Genomic DNA, 24,895 nt, shown 5'->3' with positions numbered 1-24,895 from the left:
GCTGCTGGATCGCCCCGATCGGTCGCATCGGCTGGTTAACGGGGTTCCTTCGCCGTCTTGGCTTCGCTAGGGCAGGGGCAATGGCCGCATCGTCCCAAGATCTGCCCGTCGGAGGCCGTTTCGATGGTGCCGCGCATCGTTTCCCGGTGCGCGTCTATTTCGAAGATACCGATCTGTCGGGCGTGGTCTATCACGCCAATTATCTGCGCTACATGGAACGCGCCCGCTCAGACATGCTGCGGCTGGTGGGAATCGATCAGCGCGGTTTCCACGATGCGGGCGAGGGGGCGTATGCGGTCAGCGCGCTGGCGATCCGCTATCGTGCGCCCGCCAGGCTCGACGACGCTTTGGTGGTGATCAGCGCCGTGCTGAAAGTGCGCGGGGCTTCGGTCGATATTCATCAGCGAGTCATGCGCGGCGAGACGATACTCAGCGATGCCGACGTGACGGCGGCCTTGGTGGCGGCATCGGGTCGCCCGCGCCGGCAACCGCGCACATGGATCGAGGCGTTCGAGCGCCTCCTGGTACCGGGAACGAGCATATAATGGACGTCATTCTGAATACCGATGCCGCGACGATGTCGCCGATCGCGCTGTTTCTGCAGGCCGATTGGGTGGTCAAGTTCGTCATGATCGGGCTGTTGCTGGCGAGCATCTGGACCTGGGCGATCATCGTCGGCTTCGCCACCAAGCTTGGCCGCACGCGCAAGAAGGTCGAGCGGTTCGAACGCGATTTCTGGAAAGCGGAGGATATCGACGCTTTCTACCGCATCGAGGGCGAGAACGATCTGCCGATCGCGCGCGTGTTCGCCGCCGGCGTGTCCGAATGGCGCCGTTCGACCGCCAGCGGCGCGGTCGATCGCGATGGCACGCGCGAGCGGCTGGCGACGTCGATGGGCGCGGCGGTGGCGAGTGAGATCGATCGCATGTCCGATCGGCTCAATATTCTCGCCACGGTCGGTTCGGTCGCGCCGTTCGTCGGGCTGTTCGGCACCGTATGGGGCATCATGCGCAGCTTCACCGCGATCGCCAGCGCGCAGAATACCTCGCTGTCGGTGGTCGCACCGGGCATTGCCGAGGCCTTGTTCGCCACCGCCATCGGGCTGTTTGCGGCGATCCCCGCGGTGATTGCGTACAACCGCTTCAGCCACGGCATCAACCGCATCGAGGCGCGGCTCAACCGCTTCGCCGATGGCTTCCACGCCACCCTGAGCCGCCAGCTCGAAAGCGAGACGCGGCGCTGATGTCGATGAACCTCCCCTCGCAGCGCGGCCGCGGGCGGCGTGCGCCGATGGCGGATATCAACGTCACGCCGTTGGTCGATGTGATGCTGGTGCTGCTGATCATTTTCATGGTCACCGCGCCGTTGCTGACGGCGGGTGTGCCGGTGAACCTGCCCGACAGCCGCGCCAAGGCGCTCGATCAGGATCAGGCGCCGGTGCAGATTTCGCTCGACGCCAGCGGCAAGATGTATGTCGAGGATCAGGAAGTGACCGACGCGATCCTGCCCGATGTGCTGCAGCAGATCGCCGCCAAGACCGAGGCCGGCAAGCCGCCGCAAGTGTTCCTGCGCGCCGATCGCACGCTCGATTATGGCCGCGTGATGCGCGTGATGGGCGAGCTCAATCTCGCCGGGCTCAACCGCGTGTCGCTGATCACCGTGGGCGACGAGCGCAAGTGACGAGCGGCTGATGGATCGCAGCGAAAAGATCGGCCTCGGCGTCGCGCTGGCGGGGCATGTGGTGCTGTTCGGGTTGCTCTCGGCGGGATTCCTGTCGGGGCCCGAGCCCGATCTGCCCAAGCCGATCCCGGTCGATATCTCGCTGGTCGACACCGTCGCGCTGGAGCAGACCGCGCCGCCCGCGCCCGAGCCGCCGGCGCAATCCACCGCGCCCGAAATCGCCCCGCCCGAGGATGCCGCGCCCCCCGCCCCGGCCGAGGCGGAGCCCGAACCCGCGCCCGCGCCCGCGCCGCCGGTCAAGCAGCCCGCTCCCGCGCCGGCGCCAAAGCCGGTGCCCAAGGCGCCGCCCAAGCCGCCGCAAAAGCCGGTTGCCGCCCCGGCCAAAGCGCCGCCCAAGGCCAGGCCCGCGCCGGCCAAGGTCGCCGCCAAGCCCGCCAAGGCGCCGAGCAAACCCGCCGCCGCGCCCGCCAAGGTGGCCAGCGCCAAACCGTCGACCGGCACCAAGCCCGGCGCGCCGACGCGCAAGCCGGGCGGGTTCACGCTGTCCGATGCGACGCTTAAGGGCGTGTCGGCCACGCCGTCACGATCCAAAGCGCCCCCCAACCCGCCCGGCGCGACGATGAACGCCAGCGCAGCGGCCGATATCGGCTCGGCGATCAAGCGGCAGGTCCAGCCCTGCGCCGATCGCCAAGTCAATCCCGGCCCCGGCGCGTCGCGCATCGTCGTCACGATCCGGCTGCGGCTCAACCGCGACGGCACGATGATCGGCCGCCCCAGCGTGGATGCGGCGCATGGCGGCGTCGATGACGAGAATCGCCGCTATGTCGATGCGGTGGATCGCAACGCCATCGCCACCTTCATGGGCTGCGCGCCGTTGCGCGGCCTGCCCCCCGAATTGTACGATGTACCGCGCGGCTGGAAGTCGTTCACCCTGCGTTACAAGTTACCCGGCTGAGGATCGCTGATGATGCTGAACCCGAAACTTTTCGCCGTCGTTCTGCTGCTCGCCGGCACCGCCGCGCACGCGCAGGAAGCGCCGCCCGCCCCGGCCGCGCCCGCCCCGGCCGCGCCCGCCGCTGCGCCCGCGCCGGGGCAGAGCGACGAACTGGTCGTCGATGTCGAAGGCGGCATTTCCGCGCCGCTCGGCATCGCCATTCCGCCGATGCCCACCGCCGCCGTCGCCAGCACCGCCGCCGGGCGCACCGACGAGCTTGGCCGCCAGCTGGCGCAGATCGTCACCAGCGATTTACGCAATTCCGGCCTGTTCAAGCCGACCAACCAGCTCAAGGACGTAGCGTTCGGCGAGGTCACCGCGCCTGCCTTCGATTATTGGTCCGGCGCCAGTGCCTCGGCGCTGGTCCAGGGCTTCATCCGCGCCAATGGCGATGGCACGCTGACCGTCGGCTGCTATCTCTACGACGTTTCCTCGCGCGCCGAGCTGGCGCGGCAGGGCTTCGTCGTGCCGCCGTCCGACTGGCGCCGCGCCGGGCATAAATGCGCCGACATGGTCTATGCCAAATTGACCGGCGAGGGCCCATATTTCGATAGCCGCATGATCTATGTCTCGGAGACCGGGCCCAAGGCCAAGCGCATCAAGCGGCTGGCGATCATGGATCAGGATGGCGCCAATCACCGCTTCCTGACCAATGGCCAGTCGATCGTGCTGACGCCGCGCTTTGCGCCCAATCAGCAGACCATCGTCTATATGAGCTATGTCGGTGATAAGCCGGCGCTCTACGTCTACGATATCGGCAGCGGCAAGCAGCGCTTGCTGGTCAACAATCCCAACCTGACCTTCGCGCCGCGCGTCTCGCCCGATGGCCGCTGGGTGTTGTTCTCGATGGCGGTGGCGGGGAATACCGATCTGTACCGCGTGTCGATGTCGGGCGGTTCGCCGCAGCGGCTGACCGAGGCGCCCGGCATCGATACCGGCGGCAGCTATTCGCCCGATGGCAGCCGCATCGTGTTCGAAAGCGATCGCTCGGGCGGGCAGCAGATCTACACGATGAACGCCGATGGCTCGAATCAGCAGCGCATCTCGTTCGGCGGCGGGCGTTATGCCACGCCGGTGTGGAGCCCGCGCGGCGATCTCATCGCCTTCACGCGCCTCTCGGGCAATTTCCGCATCGGCATCATGACCCCGTCGGGCGGCAACGAGAAGCTGCTGACCGACGATTGGCAGGATGAAGGCCCCAGCTGGTCGCCCAACGGCCGCGTGCTGACCTTCTATCGCCAGGGGCGCGGCGGCGGCGGCAAGGCCGATCTGTGGTCGGTCGATCTCACCGGGGTCAACGAACGCCGCATCACCACGCCGCTGGATGGATCCGATCCGGGCTGGGGACCGTTGCGTCCGTAACCCCAAGTTTCACATGCGTCGCGATGCCGGGTGATCCGGCCGGCGGCGCACTCACCGAAGGAGACGCCTCATGGCCCGACTGACCACCACGATCCTGCTCGGCACCGCCTTGCTCGCCACCGCCGCCTGCTCGAAGAAGCGCCCCGAAGTGCTGCCCCCGGCGCCCGGCAGCGAGACCGGCACGGGCAGTGACACGGGTCAGTCGGCGGATGGCGCCGCGCCGGGCTCGCGCGGCGATTTCGAACGCTCGGTGACCAGCACGACGGTCAATTTCGCGCTCGACAGCTATGATATCGATGCCCGCGCGCGCGAAATCCTCGATACGCAGGCAACCTGGCTGGCGCGCTATCCCAACGTGCCGATCAGCCTGGAGGGCCATGCCGATGAACGCGGCACGCGCGAATATAATCTCGCGCTGGGCGATCGCCGCGCCAATGCCGCGAAGAATTATCTCGCCGGCCGCGGCATCAATCCCGCGCGCATTTCGACCATCAGCTACGGCAAGGAACGCCCGATCGCTTTGGGCTCGGACGATGCCAGCTGGGCACAGAACCGCCGCGCGGTGACCATCGTCCTCAACTGATCTGCCGTCTTGCACGGTAAGGGGCGGTGCGCACGCAGGTGCGCGCCGCCTTTTTTCCTGGTTTACGAGCCGGATGTTTGCCTAACATCCAACCAATAGTATCAGCGTCTGTGGAGGCCGACATGGCGACGATACGGAAAACCATCACGCTGACCGAGCAATAGAATGCTTGGCTCGCTGCGCAAATTGACGCCGGCCATTACACGAATGACAGCGAGGCGATCCGCGATCTCATCCGCGCCGAACAGGAGGGGGCGGCGAGGCCGACGCTATAGGGCAGACGTTGATCGAGGGCGAGCAGAGCGGCGCGGCGGAACGCTTCGACATGGCGGCATTCAGGCAGCGAAAGCCGCGCAATATGGCTGAATACCGGCTCAGTCCGGGGGCGCAACGCGACCTGGACGAGTTGTTTGATTACACCATGAAGCATTGGGGTCTGCCCCAGGCGATGCGTTACGCAGATGATATCCAAGCGGCCTGCACCCATCTGGCCGAGGCGCCACAGCAAGCGCAAAGCTGCCCTCAATCAGGGCCGGTTACCGACGGCGCAGCGTAGGGCAGCACGTCGTTTATTTTCAACCGACCAGCGATGGCATCGCGATCGTTCGCATCCTGCGTCAGCGCAGGGATATCTGGCGCCCGCTATAGTCACTCGCAATGTGCGTACGAAGCCACGAAGCCACGAAGGAGGTCGGCATTGCGCGGGGTTTGAGCTGCTAGGTCATCGTCCGGCGGCGAGATTTTGCAACTTCGTGGCTTCGTGGCTTTGTGCGAAACTCACCGCCTCAGCCCAGCGCTTCATCCAGCAACCGCGCCAGCCGCAGCCCGCCGCGCTCCACTTCGAGCCTGGCCACCGGCACGAGCTTCTCGATCGTCGCTTGATCGAGCGCCGCCCGCGTTCCCGCCGGCGCGCAGGCATCGCCGCCATGCGCCACGGCGTAGACCGAATCGTGCGCCACCTGCCAGCTTTCACGGCTCCAATCCTCGATGGTCCCGGCCTGCAGCTCCGCCTTCTCCGCTGCGGCATAGACGCGCACCGGCGAGGGCGGGGTGGAGATGGCGCGCTCGGCCAGATAGCCGTCCCAGATCGAATGCAGGTTGAGCTTCTCCGGGGCATAGGCGCCATAGGCCGCCAGCGCCTGATTGCCGCCCAGATCGCTGCGATCGCCGGCATGCAGCGGCTGATGCAGATCGCCGACGAAATGGACCAGGAAGGCGAGCGCGATGACGCGTTCGCGCACCGGCACCTTGCCGTCCTTGAGCAATTTTACATCGCGTTCGATCTGCGCGGAAACGCAATTGCCGTCCTTGCACGCGGGTTTCAGCGCGAAAGGCCGGCACACATCGACATTCTGATAATGCCACGAATAGGCATAGCTGAAGCGCGGCCCCAATTGCTTGATGCAATCCGCCCACACGCTGGCCTGCTCGATCGTGCGCGCCGGGCAGGTCGGGGTTTCGAGCAATTGCTGTTGCCGCAGCAGCGCATCGATCTTGCCGCGCGTCGCCGGCGTCACGTTGCGATAAGCGATGCTGGCCACCGTTTCGTGGCCATATTCCCAATAGGCCGACGCCGGGGTGGAGAGCGCCAGGGTGAGCGAAGCGGCAAGCGCGGAAAGCAAACGAATCATGCGGCAGGCCTCTACCCGCTCAGCCGCTCATTCGTCGCCGTAAATCGCCACGCTGCGCTCGCCCGCCGCGGTGGCGCGCGCGCGGTTCATCCCGGCGGTGGTGAAGCCCCAGGCCAGATCGCCGCCCGGCCCCGCCACGATCACCCCGCCGGTGCCGCCCAGCGCCTGCACCTCGGCCAGCACGGCGTCCGCTGCCTGCTGCAACGATGCGCCGGTCAGCCGCACGCGCGCGGCGATTTCATGCCCCACGCCGGCGCGGATAAAGAATTCGCCCGCGCCGGTCGCGGAAACCGCGCAGCCGCGATCATCGGCGTAGGTGCCAGCCCCAATCAGCGGCGAATCGCCGATCCGGCCCCAGCGCTTGCCCGTCACGCCACCGGTCGAGGTGGCGGCAGCGACATGGCCGTGCGCGTCGCATGCCACCGCGCCCACCGTGCCGTATTTCATCTCGACATCGAAGGTGCCGCCGCCCGCTTTCATCTCGGCCAGCTGCCGCGCGCGTTCGGGCAGCACGAACCAGTCCGCCTCCGCCTGCGGCAGGCCATGCGCTACCGAAAAGGCGTTGGCGCCGGCGCCGGCGAGCAGCACATGCGCGCCATCGTCGAGCACGGCGCGGGCCAGATCGATCGGATGGCGCGTCGTCGTCACCCCGGCCACCGCGCCGGCGCGGCGATCGCGCCCGTCCATGATCGCCGCATCCAGCTCGGCCATGCCGTCCCAGGTCAGCGCGGCACCGCGCCCCGAATTGAAATGCGGATCGTCTTCCAGCACGCGGATCGCCGCTGCCACCGCGTCGAGCGCCGCGCCGCCGGCGGCCAGCACCGCCGCTCCCGCATCGAGCGCGGCGTTCAGCCCGGCGCGCGTGCCGGCCTCCTGCCCGGCGCTCAGCGTGTCGCGCGTCATCTGGCCCGCGCCGCCATGGATCATCAGCGTCCAGCTCATCTTATGCTTCCTCTGTCGCCAATGTCGCGCGCATGGGGGGATGGATCGGGCCGCGCTGGCGCAGCCCGATCAACGGGCGCAGCCAGCGTATCTCGCGCCCGATCAGGTAGAAGGCCCAGCACGCCGCCACCGTGCTCACCACCAAGATGGCGAATTCGGCGGCCGGATGCAGCCCGTAGGGCAGCAACGCGCCCTCGACACCGACGATCACCGTCTGGTGGATCAGATAGAAGGGAAACACCGCTTCGGTCAGCGTGGCATGCCACGGGTGATTGTGGTTCCAGTGCCGATCGGCGAACCCGATCAGCGCGATGATCGCGCTCCAACCCTGCGCGCCGCGCGCCGCGGAAAAGATATGGCCGTACGGGAAAGGCGTGGGCACGTTCACCGGCCAGGCATATTCGATCCCCACGACCAGCGCGTAGGACAGCAGCGCGACTACCGCCGCCCAGCGCCACCACCGCGCCGTTGCGGCAAAGCCGGTCTGCGATCCGGCAAAGCCGAATCCGAACAGGAACGCGGGCAGATAGGTGGCATGCGCGACCCAGTCGCCCCACAGCGCATGCGTTTCGCGCGCGCCAACGAACAGCCAGGCGGATACCAGCACCAGCCACAGCATCGGGAGGAGCCACAGCCGGATACCGCCAAACACCGCATCGAATGCCCGTTGCAGGCTGCGTCCGCCGAGCAGCACGGCGGTGATCGCCAGCAGCATCGTGTACAGCCACAGATAGAGGACGAACCACAGATGCTGCGTCGCCGGCAGCAGGAGGCCCGATACCTTGGCGAAGCCGAAATAATCGTGCGCCAGAAAGCGCCAGAAGCTGCCGGTATAGCCGCGCTGCGTGGTCAGTTCGATCCACGGTTGCAGCGGCACCACGACGATCATGCCGAACAGCAACGGCACGAGCAGCCGCGCCGAGCGCGACCGCGCGAACGCGCCCAATCCCGTGCCTTTGTCGAGCAGCGCGCGGCTGGCATAGCCCGAGACGACGAACAGCAGGGCCAGCCGCCACGGGTTGATCGCCATCATCGGGATCGCCACCCAGTCGATCGGGTGCGCGGTCTGCGCGTGGAAACCCCACGGCACGAAGACCATGCCGATGTGATACAGGATCAGCAACGCGAACGCGCCGATGCGAAGCCAATCGAGACCGTAATGCCGTGCCATGCTGCATGGCCCTTTACCCCATCGCCGCCGCGTGGCCAGCGCGGTGACGTCAGGCGGCGGAGCGGCCGGCGCAAGCAGCGCTTGGCGCGGCGCGCCGGCAGGCGTATAGGCTCGGCCCATGTCCATTCGTCCGTGGCGCGATATCACGCGTCGTCAGAGCCGCCAGATCATGGTCGGCAATGTCCCCGTCGGCGGCGATGCGCCGGTCACCGTGCAGACGATGACCAACACGCCGACCAGCGATCCGCGCGCGACGATCGATCAGATCCGTCGCTGCGAGGATGCCGGCGTCGACATCATCCGCGTCTCCTGCCCCGATGTCGAAAGCACGGCGGCATTGAAGCAGATCGTCCGCGCGAGCCGCGTGCCGATCGTCGCCGATATCCATTTTCATTATAAGCGCGCGCTAGAGGCGGCGGATGCGGGGGCGGCGTGCTTGCGCATCAATCCCGGCAATATCGGCTCGTCCGATCGCGTGCGCGAAGTGGTCAATGCCGCCAAGGCCAATGGCTGCGCGATCCGCATCGGTGTGAATGGCGGCAGCCTTGAGAAACATCTGCTCGAAAAATATGGCGAGCCGTGCCCCGAGGCGCTGGTCGAATCCGCGCTCGATCATATCAAGCTGCTGCAGGATCACGATTTCCACGAATTCAAGGTGGCGGTGAAGGCCAGCGACCTGTTCCTCGCGGTCGCCGCCTATCAGCAGCTCGCCGAAGTGGTGGATTGCCCGCTGCATCTCGGCATCACCGAGGCGGGCGGCTTTGTCGGCGGCACGGTGAAAAGCGCGATCGGCATGGGCAGCCTGCTCTGGTACGGCATCGGCGACACGATCCGCGTCTCCTTGTCGGCCGAGCCGGAAGAGGAAGTCCGCGTCGGCTTCGAGATCCTGAAGGCCTTGGGCATCCGCAACCGCGGCGTCCGCGTCGTCTCCTGCCCCAGTTGCGCGCGCCAGGGCTTCGATGTGATCCGCACCGTCCAGGCGTTGGAAGAGCGCCTGCAGCATATCCGCACGCCGCTGTCGCTCAGCGTGTTGGGGTGCGTCGTCAACGGACCCGGCGAAGCGCGCGAGACCGATATCGGGCTCACTGGCGGCGGCAACGGAAAGCATATGGTGTATCTGTCAGGCGTCACCGATCACACGGTGAACAGCGAGGATATGCTCGAGCATATCGTCAAGCTGGTCGAAGCCAAGGCGGCCGAGATCGAGGCGCATGGGGAATTGCAGGCGGTCGCGGCGGAATAGGCCCTGACCCGCCGCGCCCCCACCAACGCGACCGCCTTTGCCGTCGCTGCGATCGGCATCGCCAGTTATTCGGTGATGGATGCGGTGATGAAGGGCCTGTCGATCGCGCATGGCGCGTATAGCGCGGTGCTGTGGCGCTCGATCGCCGGCGTGGTGTTGCTCGGGCCGATCTTCCTGCTGACGCGGCGGCCATGGCCGGGCCACGCGGCGCTCACGCTGCATATCGCGCGCGGCGCTGTCGCTGGGGCCTCCGTCCTGCTGTTCTTCTGGGGGCTGGTGCGCGTGTCGATGGCGCAGGGCGTGGCGCTGACCTTCCTCGCGCCGCTGATTGCCTTGTTCCTGGCCGCAGCGACGCTGGGCGAGACGATCCGGCGCAACGCGATCGGCGGCTCGCTCGTCGCCAGCCTCGGCGTGCTGGCGATCGCCGCGGGGCAATGGCAGGCGCAGGCGTCGACCGATGTCGTGCTCGGCTCGCTAGCGATTGTGCTGGCCTCGATCCTCTATGCCGGCAGCCTGATCCTGCTGCGTCGCCAGGCCCAGATCGCCGATCCGCTGGAGGTCGCCTTGTTCACCAGCATCGTGCTGGCCGGTCTTTTGTTGCTTGGCAGCCCATGGTTTTCGTCTGTCCCCGCGCTCGCCTCATGGCCCGGCATCTTCGGCGCCGCCGTCTTGGGCTCGCTTTCCGCCGTGCTGCTCGCCTGGGCTTATCGGCATGCGGAGGCGCAAATCCTCGCGCCCGTCGAATATACCGCGTTCCTTTGGTCGGCACTGCTCGGCTATGGCGTGTTCGGCGAGCATGTCACCGCGTGGACGGTGGCCGGCGCGCTGCTCATCATTGCCGGATGCCTGGTCGCGGTGCGCGGCAAATCGGGCCCCGCCCCCCAGACCGAGGCCGCTGCATGACCATCACGATCCGCCCCGCCACCTCCGATGATGTCGGCACGATCCTGGGCTTCGTGCGCGAACTGGCCACGTTCGAGCGCGAACCCGAGGCGGTCACCGCCACCGAGGCGATGATGCACGACGCCCTGTTCGGCGCGCATCCTGCCGCCGAGGCGCTGATCGCCGAGCAGCACGGCACGCGCATCGGCATGGCGGTGTTCTACCATAATTTCTCCACCTGGACCGGGCAGCGCGGCATCTGGCTCGATGATCTGTATGTCACGCCGGCCGCGCGCGGATCGGGCGCCGGGCGCGCCTTGCTCACGCATCTCGCCGGCATCGCGGTGGATCGGGATTGCGCGCGGTTCGAATGGTGGGTGCTCGATTGGAATACGCGCGCGATCGAATTCTATCAAAAGGTCGGCGCCGAGCCGATGGGCGACTGGACCACGCAGCGCGTCAGCGGCGATGCCTTGCGTCGGCTGGCCGGGCGCGGCTGATGGCCTGGATCCTGCTCCTCATCGGCGGCCTGTTCGAAATCGGCTTCACCACCTGCCTGCGCTATGTCGATGGCTTCCGCAATATCGGCTGGACGGCGGGCTTCCTCGCCTCCGTCACCTGCTCGATGGCGTTATTGGAGGTCGCCTCGCGCTCGATCCCGATGGGCACCGCCTATGCCGTCTGGGGCGGGATCGGCGCGCTCGGTACGGTGATCGTCGGCATCTTCTGGTTCGGTGAGCCCGCCAGCCTGCCGCGCTTGCTGCTGATCCTCGGCGTCGTGCTGTGCATCGCCGGGCTCAAGCTGACCTCCGGGCACTGATATGGCGGTCGACCAGGCGCTGATCGATTGGGTGGCCGAGGCGCTCGCGCCGATCGGCAGCGTCACCAAGCGCGCCATGATGGGCGGCGCGACGCTTTATCTCGATGGCACGATCTTCGCGATCGTCGGGCTGGATGCCCTGTGGTTCAAAGCCGATGCGCTGAGCGATGCGCAGTGGGACGCGGCAGGATGCCCGCGCTTCACCTATGAGATGGGCGAGGGGCGCACCGGGCAGATGAATTATCGCCGCGCGCCTGACGAGGTTTATGACGATGCGGAGGCGATGCAGCGGTGGGCGGCGCTGGGGATCGCCGCCGGGCAGCGCGCGCCGGTGAAGAAGCGGGCTAAGTAAGTGCGGTCGTCGCTGCGGCGCAAGCGAGGCCTTACGCAATAAGTGCAGCCATACGCGTCATCGTCTCCCCGGACTAGTTCCGGGTCTGCCGTGCCGCACATCAATTGCTTGTGAGAATGCGGCACGGTGGACCCGGAACTAGTCCGGGGTGACGGATAGATAGGGCGCTGCACGCCGCCCCAAGCGATCAGTCCTGCTGCGCTACCTCGCCGGGCGCCTTATCGCCTGCGGCCTTGGCATCCTCGTAGCGCTGAACTGCCTCATGCACGATCTTGCGCGCCTCGTCGCGGTCACCCCAGGTGCCGACGCGGACCCACTTCTTCTTCTCCAGATCCTTGTAGTGCGTGAAGAAGTGCTCGATCTGCTCGAACACGATTTCAGGCATGTCGCCGCGCTCGTTGACGTTGGAATAATAAGGAAAGGTCGAATCAACCGGCACGCACACGAGCTTCTCGTCGCCGCCGGCTTCGTCTTCCAGGTTCAGCACGGCGATCGGCCGCGCCCGCACCACGCAGCCCGGAATGAACGGCGAGCGCGCGATCACCAGCGCGTCGAGCGGGTCGCCATCGGGCGACAAGGTGTGCGGCACGAAACCGTAATTCGCCGGATAGCGCATTGGCGTGTGCAGGATTCGATCGACGAACAGGGCGCCACTGGCCTTGTCGAACTCATATTTGACGGGCTCGCCACCGGTCGGGACTTCGATGATCACGTTTAGGTCGTCCGGCGGGCTCTTGCCGGCAGGTATCATGTCGATGCGCATTCAGGCTTCCTATTTGGCTGCAAGAAGACGGTCGAGACCGGCCTCTCCAGGGGCGATTTTCTCGAGACGCGGATACCGCGCGCCACCGTGATAGTCGATGGTTACGTTAGCGATCTTTTCACCGTTTTTTACAAGCAACTGGATCGGCTGCTTCGAAGTCTTGGCCGAGACGATCGCTGCCTTGATCGCGGTATCGCTATAGGCGGTGCCGTTTACCGCGACGATCTTGGTGCTGATATCCAGCGACGCATCATACGCCGGGCTGTTCCAGCCTACCGCGGTGATCTCGCCATCCTTGTCGATCACTACGCCCAACGAATAGGTCAGATCGGTGCGCTTCGACGCGGTTTCGGCGCTTTTGAACGCCCCCGTCGGCGTGTCGGTATAGACCAGCTTATAGCCATTGGCGACGAACCCGGCGAGCGGCGCGGGCGCCCCCGTCTCGGTCAGTCGCTTGGTCAGCATGCCTGCCCAATCATAGGGTTGCACCGCGTTGAGCGTCGCGACGACATCGTCGAACGTATAAGTCACCTGACCCCAATCGCCGTCGTTGAGGCCAAAGAAGGCACGCGCGAAATCGTCAATCGACTTGGCCCCGCCGGATTGGCGACGGAGGATCGAATCGACCTCCATCCACACCAGCAGACCCTCGTTGTAATAGTCTTCCGAGCGCTGATAGCTGGTCCAGCCTTTGGGCTTGCGCGCCGAGATCACTGGATCGTTGGTCGTATCGACCAGATTGCGCCACTCGCGCGCCGGGCGATTGTCGAGGCTGGCGAGAATCGACGCATACATGTCCAGCGTATCCTGCTTGGAAACGATGCCCGAGCGCGCCTGCAGCACATAGCCCCAGAATTGCGTCTGCCCTTCATACACCCATAGCAGCGAGCCACGCATCGGCGTGCGATAATCCGGCGTCCACAGATCCGCGCCGCGGCGGAACTTGCCATCCCAGCTATGCGCATATTCGTGGGGCAGCAGGTTGCGACGGCCCGGGCCATCGACCCATTTGGTGAAGTAACCGGGCGTCACGCCGTTTTCGGAGCTGCGATGATGCTCCAGCCCGATCCCGCCCAGCTGATCGGTGATCGACAGCAGGAATTCGTACGTATCGTAATGCTGCGCGCCGAAATTCTTCACTGCCTGGGTCACCAGCCGCTTGTGCGCGTCGATCTGCTCGGGCGTGGCGACCAGTTCCTCGGGCGTGTCGGCAAACACGTTCAGATTGACCCGCGGGGAAAGCGCCCATTTCTTGTAATAGCGCCCGGCCAGCACCGGCGAATCGACCAGCACTTCGTAATTGGTCGTCTCGTACGTGTAGGTCGATCCCGCCGCCCTGGACGGCAGGCCGGAGGCCGCGCTCCAGCCGTCGGGATATTTCACCGTCGCCTTCACCGGGATCTGGCGCGTGAAATGGCCTGCCGGATACAGGCTCATCGAATTGAACTGCAGGCTCAGCATCTCGGGCGTCATTACCACGCGGCCCTGATCCGCCTTGGTCGCCGAGAGGAATTTGAGATCGACCGTCAGCGTCCTGGCGCCCTGCGGCACGTCGATATGGAAGGCGAACACATCGACCGGATCGCGCGTCCACGGCACCGGCTTGCCATTGGCGGTGATCACCAGCGCGGCGAGCTTTTCGATTTCGCCCCGCGGGGAATGCGCGCCGGGCAGCCATTTCGGATACAGCAAGGTCATCGGACCGGCGGCCGCGACGGGAATGGTCTGCTTGACCGTGAAGATGCCGCGCTTGGTATCGGTCGCGTCCACCGCGAGGGTCATCGTGCCGGGATAGGGCAGATCGCGCGCGGCGGGGATCGTATCGACAAACGGCACGGGCTGCGGCTTGGAATTTTCGGCAAAAGCAGGGGCGGCGATCGTGGCGAGCAGGCTCGCGGTCAGGGCAAAGCGGGACATGAAGGCCTTTCGGCGAGAGGAAAGATATGCGGGGATAACGCCCGGAAGGCCGGAAGGTCCAGTGCGGCGTTTGCCCGTTCCTTCATCGTCATCCCGAACTGGCCCGGGATCCAACGTGCGGCAGGCGCAGCGCTCAAGGTTCCCACCACAGCGCGGGCGGCTTGTTGGACCCCGGACCAAGTCGGCGATTGACCCCTTGGAACACGTATTCGTCATCCCCGCGCAGGCGGGGATCCGCCAGGTCCGGGATGACGGGTAGGGCGCTTATCCCCCCAGCACGTTGATGGTAAACGCCAGCACGCCAATATTGAACACGAACGCGGCCAGGCACTGCCCGATCGTCGTGCGCCGGATATGCGGCGAGGTGATCTCCACGTCCGAGGTCTGGAACGTCATCCCCAGCGTGAAGCTGAAATAGACGAAATCCCAATAATCCGGCTCGTCGGTCTTGGGCACCTCGATCCCGCCTCGGTCTTCGCCATTGTCGCTGGAGTAGAACAGATGCGCATAATGCAGCGCATAGACCATGTTGGAGAACAGCCAGGCCAATGCCAGCGTGCCGACGATCAGCGCGGTCCCCAGCGCATCGCTCTTCCCATCAAGCATCTCGCTATCCACCGAGATCAGGATCACCGCCATCACCGTGCCGGTCAGCCCGAGCAGCAGCACGCGATTGGCGTCATTATCCTTGGCGTGCTTGCGCATGTCGTCGGCGCGCGCAGCGAGCAACGGCGCGACGATGAGGAGAAACAGCAAGGCGGCGATATCGAACGCGGCCATCGTGCCGCGCCCCTTGCCGAGCAGCGGGATCAGCAAGCCAAGGCCGATACCGAACGTGATGGTAAAGGCGAGGAAGCGGGGCGGCGCGATTTTGTTGCCGAGTTGCATCTGCTGATCCTGCGCTGTCGCCTGCTTGCGCCGAAGGCCTAGCGCTTGCCGCCCCCCTCGCATAGATACGCGCGCATCATGGCCCGTATCGAAACCCCCAAACGCATCCGCGGCACGCAGGACATTTTCGGCGACGAACAACGGCGCTTCGCGCGCGTGATCGACGCGTTCGAGAAAGTGCGGCGGCTTTACTGTTTTCAGCGTGTCGAGATTCCGGTGCTCGAAAGCACTGCGGTGTTCGCGCGCTCGCTCGGTGAAACCACCGACGTCGTCTCGAAGGAGATGTACACGTTCGAGGATCGCGGCGGCGATTCGATCACGCTGCGCCCCGAATTCACGGCCGGCATCGCGCGCGCCTATCTCACCGAAGGCTGGCAGCAATATGCGCCGCTGAAGCTTGCCACGCACGGCCCCGTGTTCCGCTACGAACGCCCGCAAAAGGGCCGCTTCCGCCAGTTCCACCAGATCGATGCCGAGGTGATCGGCGCGGCCGAGCCGGCGGCGGACGTCGAATTGCTCGTGCTGGCGGATCAATTGCTGCACGAACTCGGCATTGCTGATGGTGTGACGCTGCAGCTCAACACGCTGGGCGATGCGGCAACGCGCGACGCCTGGCGCGCAGCCTTGGTGGCGCATTTCGAGGCACATCGCGCGGAATTGTCCGATGACAGCGTGGCGCGGCTGGAGAAGAACCCCTTACGTATCCTCGATTCGAAAGACCCGCGCGATCGCCCGATCGCTGACAGCGCGCCCGACATCGACGCCTATCTCACGCCGGAGGCGCGTGCCTTCTTCAACGCGGTGACCGCCGGGCTGGATGCCGCCGGTGTCGCCTGGACGCGCAACGCGCGGCTGGTGCGCGGGTTGGATTATTACCGCCACACCGCGTTCGAATTCGTCACCGATCGCTTGGGCGCGCAGGGCACGGTGCTGGCCGGCGGGCGCTATGACGGGCTGATCGAGAGCCTTGGCGGGCCGGCGACGGCGGGGGTCGGCTGGGCGGCGGGGATCGAGCGGCTGGCGATGTTGATCGCGGCGCCGGCGGTCGATCCGGTCGATGTCATGATCGCGGTCGAAGACGATGCCGCGCTGGCGACCGCATTTCGCGCGCTGCGAGTGTTCAGGGATAATGGCTTCTCCGCCGATATGGTCGCCAGCGGATCGCCCCGGAAGCGTTTCGACAAGGCAGCCAAGATGGGTGCCAAAGTGCTCGTCGGCATCAAGCTTGACGGTGGGGCTGCAGTCATCAGCACGCGCGCGGCACCGGATGTTGCCGAGCATGATGTGGTGAGGGAGCTCGTGCTGGAGTTGACCGGCGCATGATCGTCCGCCCGTTCCGTCATCCCAGCACAGGCTGGGGTGCTCCGATTGGCGCGCGCAGCGCCTGCTTCATGAAGATCGCAGCTTGCGCTGGAATGACGGTTGAGGGGGTAGCCGCGCAATGACCAGCATCTCCCCCGAACGAATCGCGCAGATCGAGGCGCGGCGTGACGAATTGCAGGCGCTGATGGCGACCGGTGAACTCGCGTCCGAGCGCTTCGTCGCCGTGTCCAAGGAATATGCCGAGCTTGAGCCGGTCGCGCGTGCTGCGGGCGAGGTGCGGCGGTTGCGCGCCGAGGGCGTCTCGCTGCAGCACATGACGCACGATGCGGATGACGAGCTGCGCCAGATGGCGTCCGAGGAATTGTCCGAGAATCTGGCTGCGCTCACCGCCGCCGATCGCGCACTGGCGCTGTCGCTGCTGCCGCGCGATGCCGCCGATGAGCGCGCTGCGATGCTCGAGATCCGCCCCGGCACCGGCGGCGACGAGGCGGCGCTGTTCGCCGGCGATCTGTTCCGCATGTATCAGCGCTATGCCGAGCGGCGCGGCTGGCGCGTCGAGCTGATCTCGGCCAGCGCGTCGGAAGCGGGCGGCTACAAGGATATCGTCGCCAGCGTGACCGGTTCGGGCGTGTTCGCGCGGCTGAAGTTCGAAGCCGGCGTGCACCGCGTGCAGCGCGTGCCCGCCACCGAGGCGCAGGGCCGCATCCACACCTCCGCCGCCACCGTCGCCGTGCTGCCCGAGGCGGAGGAGGTCGACGTCAAGATCGACGACAAGGATCTGCGCATCGATGTGTACCGCTCGTCCGGCCCCGGCGGGCAGTCGGTCAACACCACCGACAGCGCGGTGCGCATCACGCATATCCCTTCGGGCCTGGTGGTGATCCAGCAGGATGAAAAGTCGCAGCACAAGAACAAGGCCAAGGCGCTCAAAGTCCTGCGCACGCGGTTGTACGAGGCGGAGCGCGAGCGGCTGCATAACGAGCGTGCCGGCGCGCGCAAATCGATGGTCGGCTCGGGTGATCGCAGCGAGCGCATCCGTACCTACAATTTCCCGCAAGGGCGCGTCACCGATCACCGCATCAATCTGACGCTGCACCGCCTGCCCGAAATCCTCGAGGGCGACATGGACGAGCTGATCGGCGCGCTGATCGCCGAGGACGAAGCGGAGCGGCTGGCGAGCCTCAGTGAGTAAAATACCGCCGTCATCCCGGACTTGGTTGATGGCCGCGTGACCATTCGCCACGCCCTCAACCAGGCCGCCGCCGCACTTTCCTCCATCAGCGATACGCCGCGGCTCGACGCCGAACTGCTCATGGCGCACGCGCTCGGCGTCACCCGCGAGCAGCTCCTGTTCCAACATCTCGATGCCGCCGAGCCGCCCGCCTTCGCCGCGCTGCTCGCGCGCCGCGTCGTCCATGAGCCGATCGCCTATATCACCGGCAGTCGTGCGTTCTGGACGATCGAGCTGCTGGTCGGCCCCGCCGTACTCATCCCCCGCCCCGACAGCGAAACGCTGATCGAGGCGGCGCTCGCGCATTTCACCGCCCGGCCGCCCGCCACGATTCTCGATCTCGGCACCGGCCCGGGCACGTTGCTGCTCGCCGCGCTGAGCGAATGGCCCGACGCGCACGGCCTGGGCATCGATGCGTCGGATCAAGCGCTGGACTTCGCCCGCCGCAATGCCGCCGCGCTCGGCCTGACCGATCGAGCGCGCTTTCAGCTTGGCGATTGGGCGAGCGGGCTCGAGGCCCGGTTCGATCTGATTCTCGCCAATCCCCCCTATATCGGCACCGCTGAATCGCTCCCCCGTGACGTCGCCGAGCACGAACCCGCCGCTGCGCTGTATGCGGGCGCCGACGGGCTCGATGATTACCGCATCCTCATCCCCCAGCTCCGCGCGCGGCTGGCGCCGGACGGCGTCGCGATCCTCGAGATCGGCGCGACCCAGGCCGGCGCCGTCACGGCATTGCTCGAGGCCGAGGGCTTCGCTGTCGCGCTCGCCCGCGATCTCGCCGGTCATCCGCGCGCCATGATCGCAACATGATCGCCCGCGGGGCATATTCCGCTTGGAGATTGCCCCGCCGGTCGCTACTAAGCGTATAGGGGCACCACGTTTTCATCGTAACCAGCTGAAAACGGGCTGTTGCCCACTCCTTTAGTCATGCCGTCGCTGTCGTCCGGTGACCGTGGCAGGCCTGTTCCACCGATGGTCGGTGGCCACGGGCCGGGGAGCATTGCACCACATCGCTTGCGGAGCACGGTTGGTTACTACGGACAGGGATAGATACAGTTGATCAACAACAATCGTCAGGCCGGTCGCCGTCGCGGCCGCGGCGGGCAGCAACAGCGCCCGCAGGGTAATTCGGGTCGTCAGGATACCGGCAATCGCATCGATAACCGGTCGCGCGGCAATGCCGCGCAGCTGCTCGAGAAATACAAGGCGCTAGCGCGCGATGCGCAAATGTCCGGCGATCGTGTGAACACCGAATATTACCTGCAATTTGCTGATCACTATTTCCGTGTGCTGGCCGAGACGCGTTCGCGGCTCGAGGAAAACAATCGTCCGCCGATCCAGGGGGGGGCCAACACCTTCCAGGATGACGAGCAAGAATATGACGACGAGGGCGAACCCGTCGCCCGCGTCGAACAGCCGCGCCCGCAGCATGACGGCAATCGCCAGAATGGTAATCGCCAGGATGGCAATCGCGCCGACAGCAACCGTTCCGATACGCGGCCTGAGCGGCAGGATCGCCAAGACGGCAATCGCGCCGAACGCCAGAACGGTTATCAGGGCGAGCGCCAGAGCGAAGGCACGCGCGGCGTGCAGAATGATCGCCCCGAGCGTCAGGACCGTCCGGATCGTGCTCCCGCGGGCGAGCGCGCCGAGCGCGGCCAGCCTGATGAGCGTCCGCGCCGCCATACCGCCGATCGCGATAGCAGCGCTGCCACCGTCGAGACGGCGGGCAACGATCAAGCGGCGGATCGCTATGTTCGCGAAGAGCGCGGCAATCGTAATCGCCCCGAGCGTGCCGAGCGGTATCAGGCCGATGAGCGCGCGCCCACGCAGCAAGACGTGTTGCCGCTGGACGAAACGCCTCGCGCCGAAACGCTCCCCGCTGAGTCGCCACGGGACGAGCAGGAAGCCCCGCGTCGCCGCGGCCGCCCGCGCCGTGAACCGGTCGTAGCTGCGGAAACGCCCGCGTTCGAAGCAGATCGTCTGCCGCCCTCGCTCAATATCTCGGCGGTGACCACAGTCGCCGATGCATCGAACGATGCCCCCGCGGCGTCGGGCGATGAGGTGGAGGAAAAGCCTCGCCGCCGTCGCGGTCGTCCGCCGGCCGCTGAAGTGACCAGCGCCTAACGCCTGTCGCGACGCAAAAAGGGCCCCGAACCGCTAGGTTCGGGGCCCTTTTTGTTTGCCCGCTCCGCTGGTTGTCGCGCGACGGTGCCGCCGCTACGGTTCAACGCAGGCGGACGAAACAGGCCGATCGCTCGGCCTGCCCCGTCACGCAGCTTAGAAGTGCGTGACGATGCCGAGCGACGGACGCAGCGAGTGTGCGTTGCCGAACGTGCTGACTTCGCCGCGCAGACGCACACCCGAATTGCCGGTGATGCCGCCGAGGCCGATTTCCTTCGGGCCGACTTCGAAGCCGATGCCATAGGTCATCGCGTCGAAATCAGGGCTGTTCTTGCCGAAGCGGTCGAAATTGACCCACTGATAGCCGACCTTGCCGTAGATCATGCCGCTCTCGCCCGCACGCACGCCGAAACGGCCCGCTGCGCCATATTCCCAATCGATGTCGCCCGACACGCCCTTGGCAACATTGCCTTCTGCGCCGATAAACACTGGCCCGAGCGGAACGTTGAAGCCAGCAACGCCGGTCACTTCCCAGCCCTTAAGGCGCTCACCATTGGCAAGACGCGGCACGCCGGCGCCATAAGCCTCGTTGTCGAACGACTGCCACGTGCCCATCACGCCGACATAAGGCTCGATGCCGAATGCGCGGGTGCCGTCCGGAGCGGTCGGCTCGGTCGTCACGGTCGTCGTGGTGGTGTCGGTGGTCGACATGTCCTGCGCGAACGCGGGGACGGCGAGGGTCGCAGCCGCAACAGCGGCAGCGAGGGGGAACATACGCATGAAAAGCCTTTCGAGTGATGGTCGTGCACGCCCTGTGGGCCGGCAACCGAGGCTCGTATAACCATAGCGGACCGCTATGGTTTCAAAAATGCGTAACGGCAGCGCCGCTTTTCCCGTCGTGTTGCAATGCAGCAACGGTTTCTTTCTCGCAGATGAACGACTTTCGAGCGCTTCCTGTGGCGCGGCAGCGGCGATCCCGCGCGCCGGGCGCCCGCCATTGTCCTTGCATGCCGGCTATATTAGGCTGGCGGAATGACAGGGGGAGAGCGGTGATGAGGCGTTTGATGCTGGCTACGGCGCTCGCGCTTCTGCCTGCCGTGCTCGGGGCGCAAACCACGTCACCCGCCGACAGCGCCAACCCGGTCGGCCCCAGCGCACAGGGCGATGTCGCGCTGACCATCTATCAGAACGGCCAGTCGCTCGTGCAGGACGTGCGCCAGCTCAACCTTGCCAATGGGCGCACGCGGCAAGACTTCCCCGACGTCTCGGCGCAAATCCGCCCCGAGACGGTCACTTTGTCCGGCCCGGGCATCGGCATCGTCGAGCAGAATTTCGATTTCGATCTGCTCTCGCCCGACAAATTGATGGAAAAAGCGGTCGGCTCGGTCGTCACCATCGTACGCACCAATCCCGCCACCGGCGCCGAGACGCGCGAACAGGCGCGCGTGCTGGCCGCCAATGGCGGCATCGTGCTGCAGATCGGCAATCGTATCGAGGTACTGCGCGACGATGGTCTGCCGGTGCGCGTGATCTTCGATAAGGTGCCGGAGAATCTCCGGGCCCGCCCGACCTTGTCGGTTACGCTGCAAAGCGCCAGCGCCGGTCGCGTCCCCGCCACGCTGACCTATCTCACGCCCGGGCTCGGCTGGACCAGCGATTATGTCATGCTGTTCGATGCCGCGAAGGGCGCGATCGACGTACAGGGCTGGGTGACGCTCACCAACGCCACCGGCACCACGTACCGCGATGCTGATATCCTGCTCGTCGCCGGCAATCCCAATGCCAACAATAGCAATGGCGCGTTCGCGCGCCTGTCGCGTGCCGCGCTCATCGAAGCCGGCACCGAAGCCGGCACCGAGACGGGCACGCGCCAACGGCTCGGCGATTATATCCTCTATCCATTGCCCGCGCGCACCACCGTCGCCAATGCGCAGCAAAAGCAGGTCAGTTTCCTGGATGTGAAGGGCGCGCCCGCGCGTAACAGCTATGAGTGGGTCAATGGCTGGCTGGCCACCACGAGCGAACCGCGCTCGGCCGCCAGCGTGCTCAAATTCTCCACCGCCAAAAGCGGCGGTCTTGGCGATCAGCTCCCCGCCGGCACGATCCGCGTCTATCTGCGCGATGCGCGCGGCGATCCGCAGTTCATCGGCGAGAGCCGCATCGGCGGCACACCGATGGGCTCGCAAATGTCGATCCGCACCGGCGACGCGTTCGACGTAAAGGGCATGGCCGTGGTGGTGGAGCGCAAGCGGCTGTCATCGGCACGCTGGCGCACTACGATGCGCTATGATTTCAGCAATGCCCGGGCCGAGCTGGTGACAGTCGATCTCGCGCAGGAAGGATTGTACGGCGATGTCCGGCTGATCGACCAGAGCATCGCCGGGAATCGCGTCTCGGCCGATCGGATGGAATGGCAGGTGCCCGTCCCCGCTAATGGAAAGACGTCGCTGAGCGTGGTCTTCGATACGCGCTACTGATGCGCCGGCTGCTCCTTCTCCTCGCCATGCTCGCGGCCCCGCCGGCCACGGCGCAAAGCGTCATCAAGTCGGATCGGATCGAGGCGATCGGGGTCACGCTGTACCGTGATCCCTATCGCGGCCCACAGCCGATCCCGGCGCAGGGCTGGCCCGGCGGCTATGCCCTCATCACCGAAACGCGCACGCTGTCCGTCCCCGCCGGCCCCGCTACGATCCGCTTCGAAGGCGTGTCGGAAGGCATGATGCCCGAAACCGCGATTCTCACCGGCCTGCCGCAGCGCATTGGCGAGAAGAATCGCGATGCGCGGCTGATCTCCCCTGCCGCCTTGATCGATGCCTATCTCAAACGCCGCGTCTCGATCCATCGCACCAACCGCGCGACCGGCAAGGTTACGCAAGGCGAGGCGATCATCCAGTCCGGCCCGGCGGGTGGCGTGCTGCTCACCACGGCCGACGGGGTCGAGGCGTTGGGCTGTTCCGGCCTGCCGGAGGGTGTCCGCTATGCCGGCGTGCCGGACGATCTCGCTGCCAAGCCCACCTTGTCGGTTACCACCGACAGCGCGCGCGCCGCCACCGTCACGGTGCAATTGTCCTATCTCGCGCAAGGCTTCGATTGGTCGGCCAATTATGTCGCGCGCGTGGCGCCCGGTGGCGCCACGCTGGATCTGTTCGCCTGGCTTACCGTCGCCAATGGCGGCAGCCAGGGTTTCGCGCAGGCCAGCACGCAGGCGGTGGCCGGCGCGCCCAACAAGGAAGCCAATGCGCGCTTGCCGCGCGGGCCCGCACCGCGGCTCGTGCTGCGCTGCTGGCCGATGGATATCACCAGCACGTATCCTAAATGGCAGGTCGCGCGCTCGCCCTGGCCCGAGCCGGAAAGCGAATCGGAAAGCTACGATATCGTCGTCACTGGCAGCCTCCGCGCTTCGGCGATGATGCCGCCCCCGCCCCCGCCCCCCGCGCCCCCGCCACTCGCGATGATGGCGCAGCAGGAGGAACTGGGCGATCTCAAGCTATACCGTATCCCTGAGCGCGTGACCGTCGCCGCGCGCAGCCGCAAGCACGTGGCGATGATCGATCGCAAGGGGGTCAAGTTCGAGCGCGTCTATTCGGGCGGCCGGTTCGCAGCGTTCGACTATGATGCGCGTGCGGCAGGCGAGAGCCGCCCCGCGGCGTTGACCCTGCGGTTGCGCAATAGGAAGGAGGATGGCCTCGGGCTGCCGCTTCCCGCCGGTGGCGTCGCCGTGTTCGAGCGTGCGCGCGACGCCGATCTGCTGGTCGGCGAGAGCCGGCTCGCCGATCGCGCGGTGGACGAGGAGGTCGAACTCGGCGCCGGGCAGAGCACCGAGCTGCGCTACCAGGTCACCGCCCTGCGCTTATCCGGCAAGAAGCGGCCCTATCGCGTTCGCGTCACCAACGCGCGAGACAGCGCGGCGACGTTCGAGATCGGTATTCCCTACACGCCATCCCGCACCAGTGCTGCGCTGATCGAGCGCAAGGGCGTGCCGACTTGGCGAACGATCGTCCCCGCCAATGGTGCGGCGGTGCTGGATTTCACGCTCACGCCGGACAAGCGATAGGGACTCCCGCCTTGCGCTTTCTCGCGCAAAGGAGGACCCTCCAGCCGGCGAGCGGACTCGGCGCACCGGGCAGTGGAGCAACAGGAGAGCGGCATGACGATTGCGACCATCCTCGGCGGCAACAGGCGCGAACTGATATCGACCCATGCAGCGATCAGCGTCCGCGATGCGATCACCCTGCTCGCGCAGCAGCGCATCGGCGCCGTGCCGGTGATGGATGGGGACGAGGTCGTCGGCGTATTTTCCGAACGCGATGTGATCCATACGCTAGAGGCGCATGGCGCGGCGGCGCTGGATCTGGCGGTCGGCGATGTGATGACCGCGCCGGCCATCACCGTCGCCCCGGAGCACGCGGTGATCGGCGCCTTGTCGCTGATGACGCAACGGCGCATCCGTCATCTGCCCGTGCTCGATCAGGGGCGGGTGGTGGGCATCGTCTCGATTGGCGATCTGGTCAAATACCGTATCGATCGCATCGAGGCGGATGCCGAGGCGTTGCGTAGCTATATCCAGCAAGCGTGATCATCAGGCCGATAGCGGTCCTTTGCGTTGGATATTGATCGCATCGGGCATCACGCCGCACGCAACAGCATCAGCCTAACACGATAGCGAGCGCAGACTTCGCGAGTAGGGGGTGATCCTGCCGTTCGGGTCGGCGGATCACTGAGAAGAGTGTCGCCCTGCCCTGTTTCGCGACGATCTGGCGGCGATGGCGCCATGACACGGCAGTGGGCGCCCGATTCTCCAACGATTTCAGCAGTTGATTCGGCGATCCGGCGGATTGTTCCGTTGCTACGGGCGATGGTCAGCGGGTCTCGACCACCCCAAAACCCGCGGAATTCTGGGATTTTCGGAAAAAGTGTAGGAAAAATGCAAGAAAGGGTTTGACGGTATTGGAGGTCGGGCCTAGAGGGGTGTCACCGCAGCGGTGG

At 66.1% G+C, this 24,895-nt stretch carries 26 protein-coding genes; 19 read left to right on the top strand and 7 right to left on the bottom strand.

Annotated features, from left to right (window positions below):
- The first annotated feature begins 80 nt into the window (after positions 1–80).
- The 7 genes from ybgC to ABC969_RS14595 all read left to right on the top strand — a co-directional run bounded on the left by ybgC (position 81) and on the right by ABC969_RS14595 (position 5,175).
- The gene (gene ybgC, locus ABC969_RS14625; protein WP_345865897.1) at positions 81–545 is read left to right on the top strand and encodes a tol-pal system-associated acyl-CoA thioesterase; all 465 of its coding nucleotides are present in this window, start codon (positions 81–83) and stop codon (positions 543–545) included.
- A complete protein-coding gene (tolQ, locus tag ABC969_RS14620; RefSeq protein ID WP_345865896.1) occupies positions 545–1,243 on the top strand; it encodes a protein TolQ in 699 nt (232 codons plus the stop codon). Before ybgC ends, tolQ begins: the two co-directional genes overlap by 1 nt.
- A complete protein-coding gene (gene tolR / locus ABC969_RS14615) occupies positions 1,243–1,680 on the top strand; it encodes a protein TolR (RefSeq protein WP_345865895.1) in 438 nt (145 codons plus the stop codon). The genes tolQ and tolR overlap by 1 nt, the downstream gene beginning before the upstream one ends.
- A 10-nt stretch (positions 1,681–1,690) precedes the next feature.
- Positions 1,691–2,635 (top strand): cell envelope biogenesis protein TolA, encoded by a 945-nt coding sequence (locus tag ABC969_RS14610; protein ID WP_345865894.1) that lies wholly within the window; start codon positions 1,691–1,693, stop codon positions 2,633–2,635.
- A gap of 9 nt (positions 2,636–2,644) precedes the next feature.
- Positions 2,645–4,036, top strand: coding sequence for a Tol-Pal system beta propeller repeat protein TolB (gene tolB / locus ABC969_RS14605; RefSeq protein ID WP_345865893.1), 1,392 nt, complete (start codon positions 2,645–2,647; stop codon positions 4,034–4,036).
- A 70-nt stretch (positions 4,037–4,106) separates the two neighbouring features.
- A complete protein-coding gene (pal, locus tag ABC969_RS14600; protein ID WP_345865892.1) occupies positions 4,107–4,619 on the top strand; it encodes a peptidoglycan-associated lipoprotein Pal in 513 nt (170 codons plus the stop codon).
- Positions 4,620–4,902: 283 nt separating this feature from the next.
- The gene (locus ABC969_RS14595) at positions 4,903–5,175 is read left to right on the top strand and encodes a type II toxin-antitoxin system RelE/ParE family toxin (RefSeq protein WP_345865891.1); all 273 of its coding nucleotides are present in this window, start codon (positions 4,903–4,905) and stop codon (positions 5,173–5,175) included.
- A gap of 229 nt (positions 5,176–5,404) precedes the next feature.
- Here ABC969_RS14595 and ABC969_RS14590 read toward each other — a convergent pair whose 3' ends face one another.
- From ABC969_RS14590 to ABC969_RS14580, 3 genes are read right to left on the bottom strand one after another with little or no spacing between them, the layout of a single operon-like run.
- Positions 5,405–6,250: a S1/P1 nuclease gene (locus tag ABC969_RS14590; RefSeq protein WP_345865890.1), complete on the bottom strand. Its 846-nt coding sequence runs from the start codon at positions 6,248–6,250 to the stop codon at positions 5,405–5,407.
- Positions 6,251–6,277: 27 nt separating this feature from the next.
- Positions 6,278–7,192, bottom strand: coding sequence for an isoaspartyl peptidase/L-asparaginase family protein (locus tag ABC969_RS14585; RefSeq protein WP_345865889.1), 915 nt, complete (start codon positions 7,190–7,192; stop codon positions 6,278–6,280).
- Between the two features lies 1 nt (position 7,193).
- A complete protein-coding gene (locus ABC969_RS14580; RefSeq protein ID WP_345866078.1) occupies positions 7,194–8,363 on the bottom strand; it encodes an acyltransferase family protein in 1,170 nt (389 codons plus the stop codon).
- 118 nt (positions 8,364–8,481) lie between these two features.
- On the opposite strand from ABC969_RS14580, the gene ispG reads away from it, so the two are divergent.
- From ispG to ABC969_RS14555, 5 genes are read left to right on the top strand one after another with little or no spacing between them, the layout of a single operon-like run.
- On the top strand, positions 8,482–9,606 hold the full coding sequence (gene ispG / locus ABC969_RS14575; RefSeq protein WP_345865888.1) for a flavodoxin-dependent (E)-4-hydroxy-3-methylbut-2-enyl-diphosphate synthase: 1,125 nt from the start codon (positions 8,482–8,484) through the stop codon (positions 9,604–9,606).
- Positions 9,607–9,609: 3 nt separating this feature from the next.
- Entirely contained in the window at positions 9,610–10,509 is a 900-nt protein-coding gene (locus ABC969_RS14570) for a DMT family transporter (RefSeq protein WP_345866077.1), read from the top strand.
- Positions 10,506–10,988 carry a GNAT family N-acetyltransferase gene (locus tag ABC969_RS14565; RefSeq protein ID WP_345865887.1) on the top strand — a complete coding sequence of 161 codons (483 nt, stop codon included), beginning with the start codon at positions 10,506–10,508 and terminating at the stop codon, positions 10,986–10,988. Before ABC969_RS14570 ends, ABC969_RS14565 begins: the two co-directional genes overlap by 4 nt.
- A complete protein-coding gene (locus tag ABC969_RS14560; RefSeq protein WP_345865886.1) occupies positions 10,988–11,308 on the top strand; it encodes a DMT family transporter in 321 nt (106 codons plus the stop codon). Before ABC969_RS14565 ends, ABC969_RS14560 begins: the two co-directional genes overlap by 1 nt.
- A gap of 1 nt (position 11,309) precedes the next feature.
- A complete protein-coding gene (locus ABC969_RS14555) occupies positions 11,310–11,660 on the top strand; it encodes a TfoX/Sxy family protein (protein ID WP_345865885.1) in 351 nt (116 codons plus the stop codon).
- 187 nt (positions 11,661–11,847) lie between these two features.
- Here the strand turns inward: ABC969_RS14555 and ppa are convergent, their stop codons facing one another.
- The 3 genes from ppa to ABC969_RS14540 all read right to left on the bottom strand — a co-directional run bounded on the left by ppa (position 11,848) and on the right by ABC969_RS14540 (position 15,228).
- Positions 11,848–12,423 carry an inorganic diphosphatase gene (gene ppa, locus ABC969_RS14550; protein ID WP_345865884.1) on the bottom strand — a complete coding sequence of 192 codons (576 nt, stop codon included), beginning with the start codon at positions 12,421–12,423 and terminating at the stop codon, positions 11,848–11,850.
- Positions 12,424–12,432: 9 nt separating this feature from the next.
- A complete protein-coding gene (locus ABC969_RS14545) occupies positions 12,433–14,340 on the bottom strand; it encodes a M61 family metallopeptidase (protein WP_345865883.1) in 1,908 nt (635 codons plus the stop codon).
- Positions 14,341–14,604: 264 nt separating this feature from the next.
- Positions 14,605–15,228: a DUF1345 domain-containing protein gene (locus tag ABC969_RS14540; RefSeq protein WP_345865882.1), complete on the bottom strand. Its 624-nt coding sequence runs from the start codon at positions 15,226–15,228 to the stop codon at positions 14,605–14,607.
- A gap of 78 nt (positions 15,229–15,306) precedes the next feature.
- Between ABC969_RS14540 and hisS the strand changes: the two genes are divergently transcribed.
- The 4 genes from hisS (at position 15,307) to ABC969_RS14520 (ending at position 19,912) form a co-directional block, all read left to right on the top strand.
- On the top strand, positions 15,307–16,551 hold the full coding sequence (hisS, locus tag ABC969_RS14535) for a histidine--tRNA ligase (protein ID WP_345865881.1): 1,245 nt from the start codon (positions 15,307–15,309) through the stop codon (positions 16,549–16,551).
- A 118-nt stretch (positions 16,552–16,669) separates the two neighbouring features.
- A complete protein-coding gene (gene prfA / locus ABC969_RS14530; RefSeq protein ID WP_345865880.1) occupies positions 16,670–17,743 on the top strand; it encodes a peptide chain release factor 1 in 1,074 nt (357 codons plus the stop codon).
- A 36-nt stretch (positions 17,744–17,779) separates the two neighbouring features.
- Positions 17,780–18,595 carry a peptide chain release factor N(5)-glutamine methyltransferase gene (prmC, locus tag ABC969_RS14525; protein WP_345865879.1) on the top strand — a complete coding sequence of 272 codons (816 nt, stop codon included), beginning with the start codon at positions 17,780–17,782 and terminating at the stop codon, positions 18,593–18,595.
- Between the two features lie 246 nt (positions 18,596–18,841).
- Positions 18,842–19,912 (top strand): DUF4167 domain-containing protein, encoded by a 1,071-nt coding sequence (locus ABC969_RS14520; protein ID WP_345865878.1) that lies wholly within the window; start codon positions 18,842–18,844, stop codon positions 19,910–19,912.
- Between the two features lie 153 nt (positions 19,913–20,065).
- Here the strand turns inward: ABC969_RS14520 and ABC969_RS14515 are convergent, their stop codons facing one another.
- Positions 20,066–20,689, bottom strand: a complete 624-nt coding sequence (locus tag ABC969_RS14515; RefSeq protein ID WP_345865877.1) for an opacity protein — start codon at positions 20,687–20,689, stop codon at positions 20,066–20,068.
- Between the two features lie 272 nt (positions 20,690–20,961).
- Between ABC969_RS14515 and ABC969_RS14510 the strand changes: the two genes are divergently transcribed.
- The 3 genes from ABC969_RS14510 (at position 20,962) to ABC969_RS14500 (ending at position 24,485) form a co-directional block, all read left to right on the top strand.
- The gene (locus ABC969_RS14510) at positions 20,962–22,386 is read left to right on the top strand and encodes a DUF4139 domain-containing protein (RefSeq protein WP_345865876.1); all 1,425 of its coding nucleotides are present in this window, start codon (positions 20,962–20,964) and stop codon (positions 22,384–22,386) included.
- Entirely contained in the window at positions 22,386–23,963 is a 1,578-nt protein-coding gene (locus ABC969_RS14505) for a DUF4139 domain-containing protein (protein WP_345865875.1), read from the top strand. Before ABC969_RS14510 ends, ABC969_RS14505 begins: the two co-directional genes overlap by 1 nt.
- A 93-nt stretch (positions 23,964–24,056) precedes the next feature.
- Positions 24,057–24,485 (top strand): CBS domain-containing protein, encoded by a 429-nt coding sequence (locus tag ABC969_RS14500; RefSeq protein ID WP_345865874.1) that lies wholly within the window; start codon positions 24,057–24,059, stop codon positions 24,483–24,485.
- Positions 24,486–24,895: the final 410 nt, after the last annotated feature.

This window comes from Sphingomonas qilianensis, assembly GCF_039614825.1.
Taxonomy (GTDB): Bacteria; Pseudomonadota; Alphaproteobacteria; order Sphingomonadales; family Sphingomonadaceae; genus Sphingomonas; species Sphingomonas qilianensis.
This window is presented reverse-complemented; position numbering and strand designations above follow the sequence as displayed.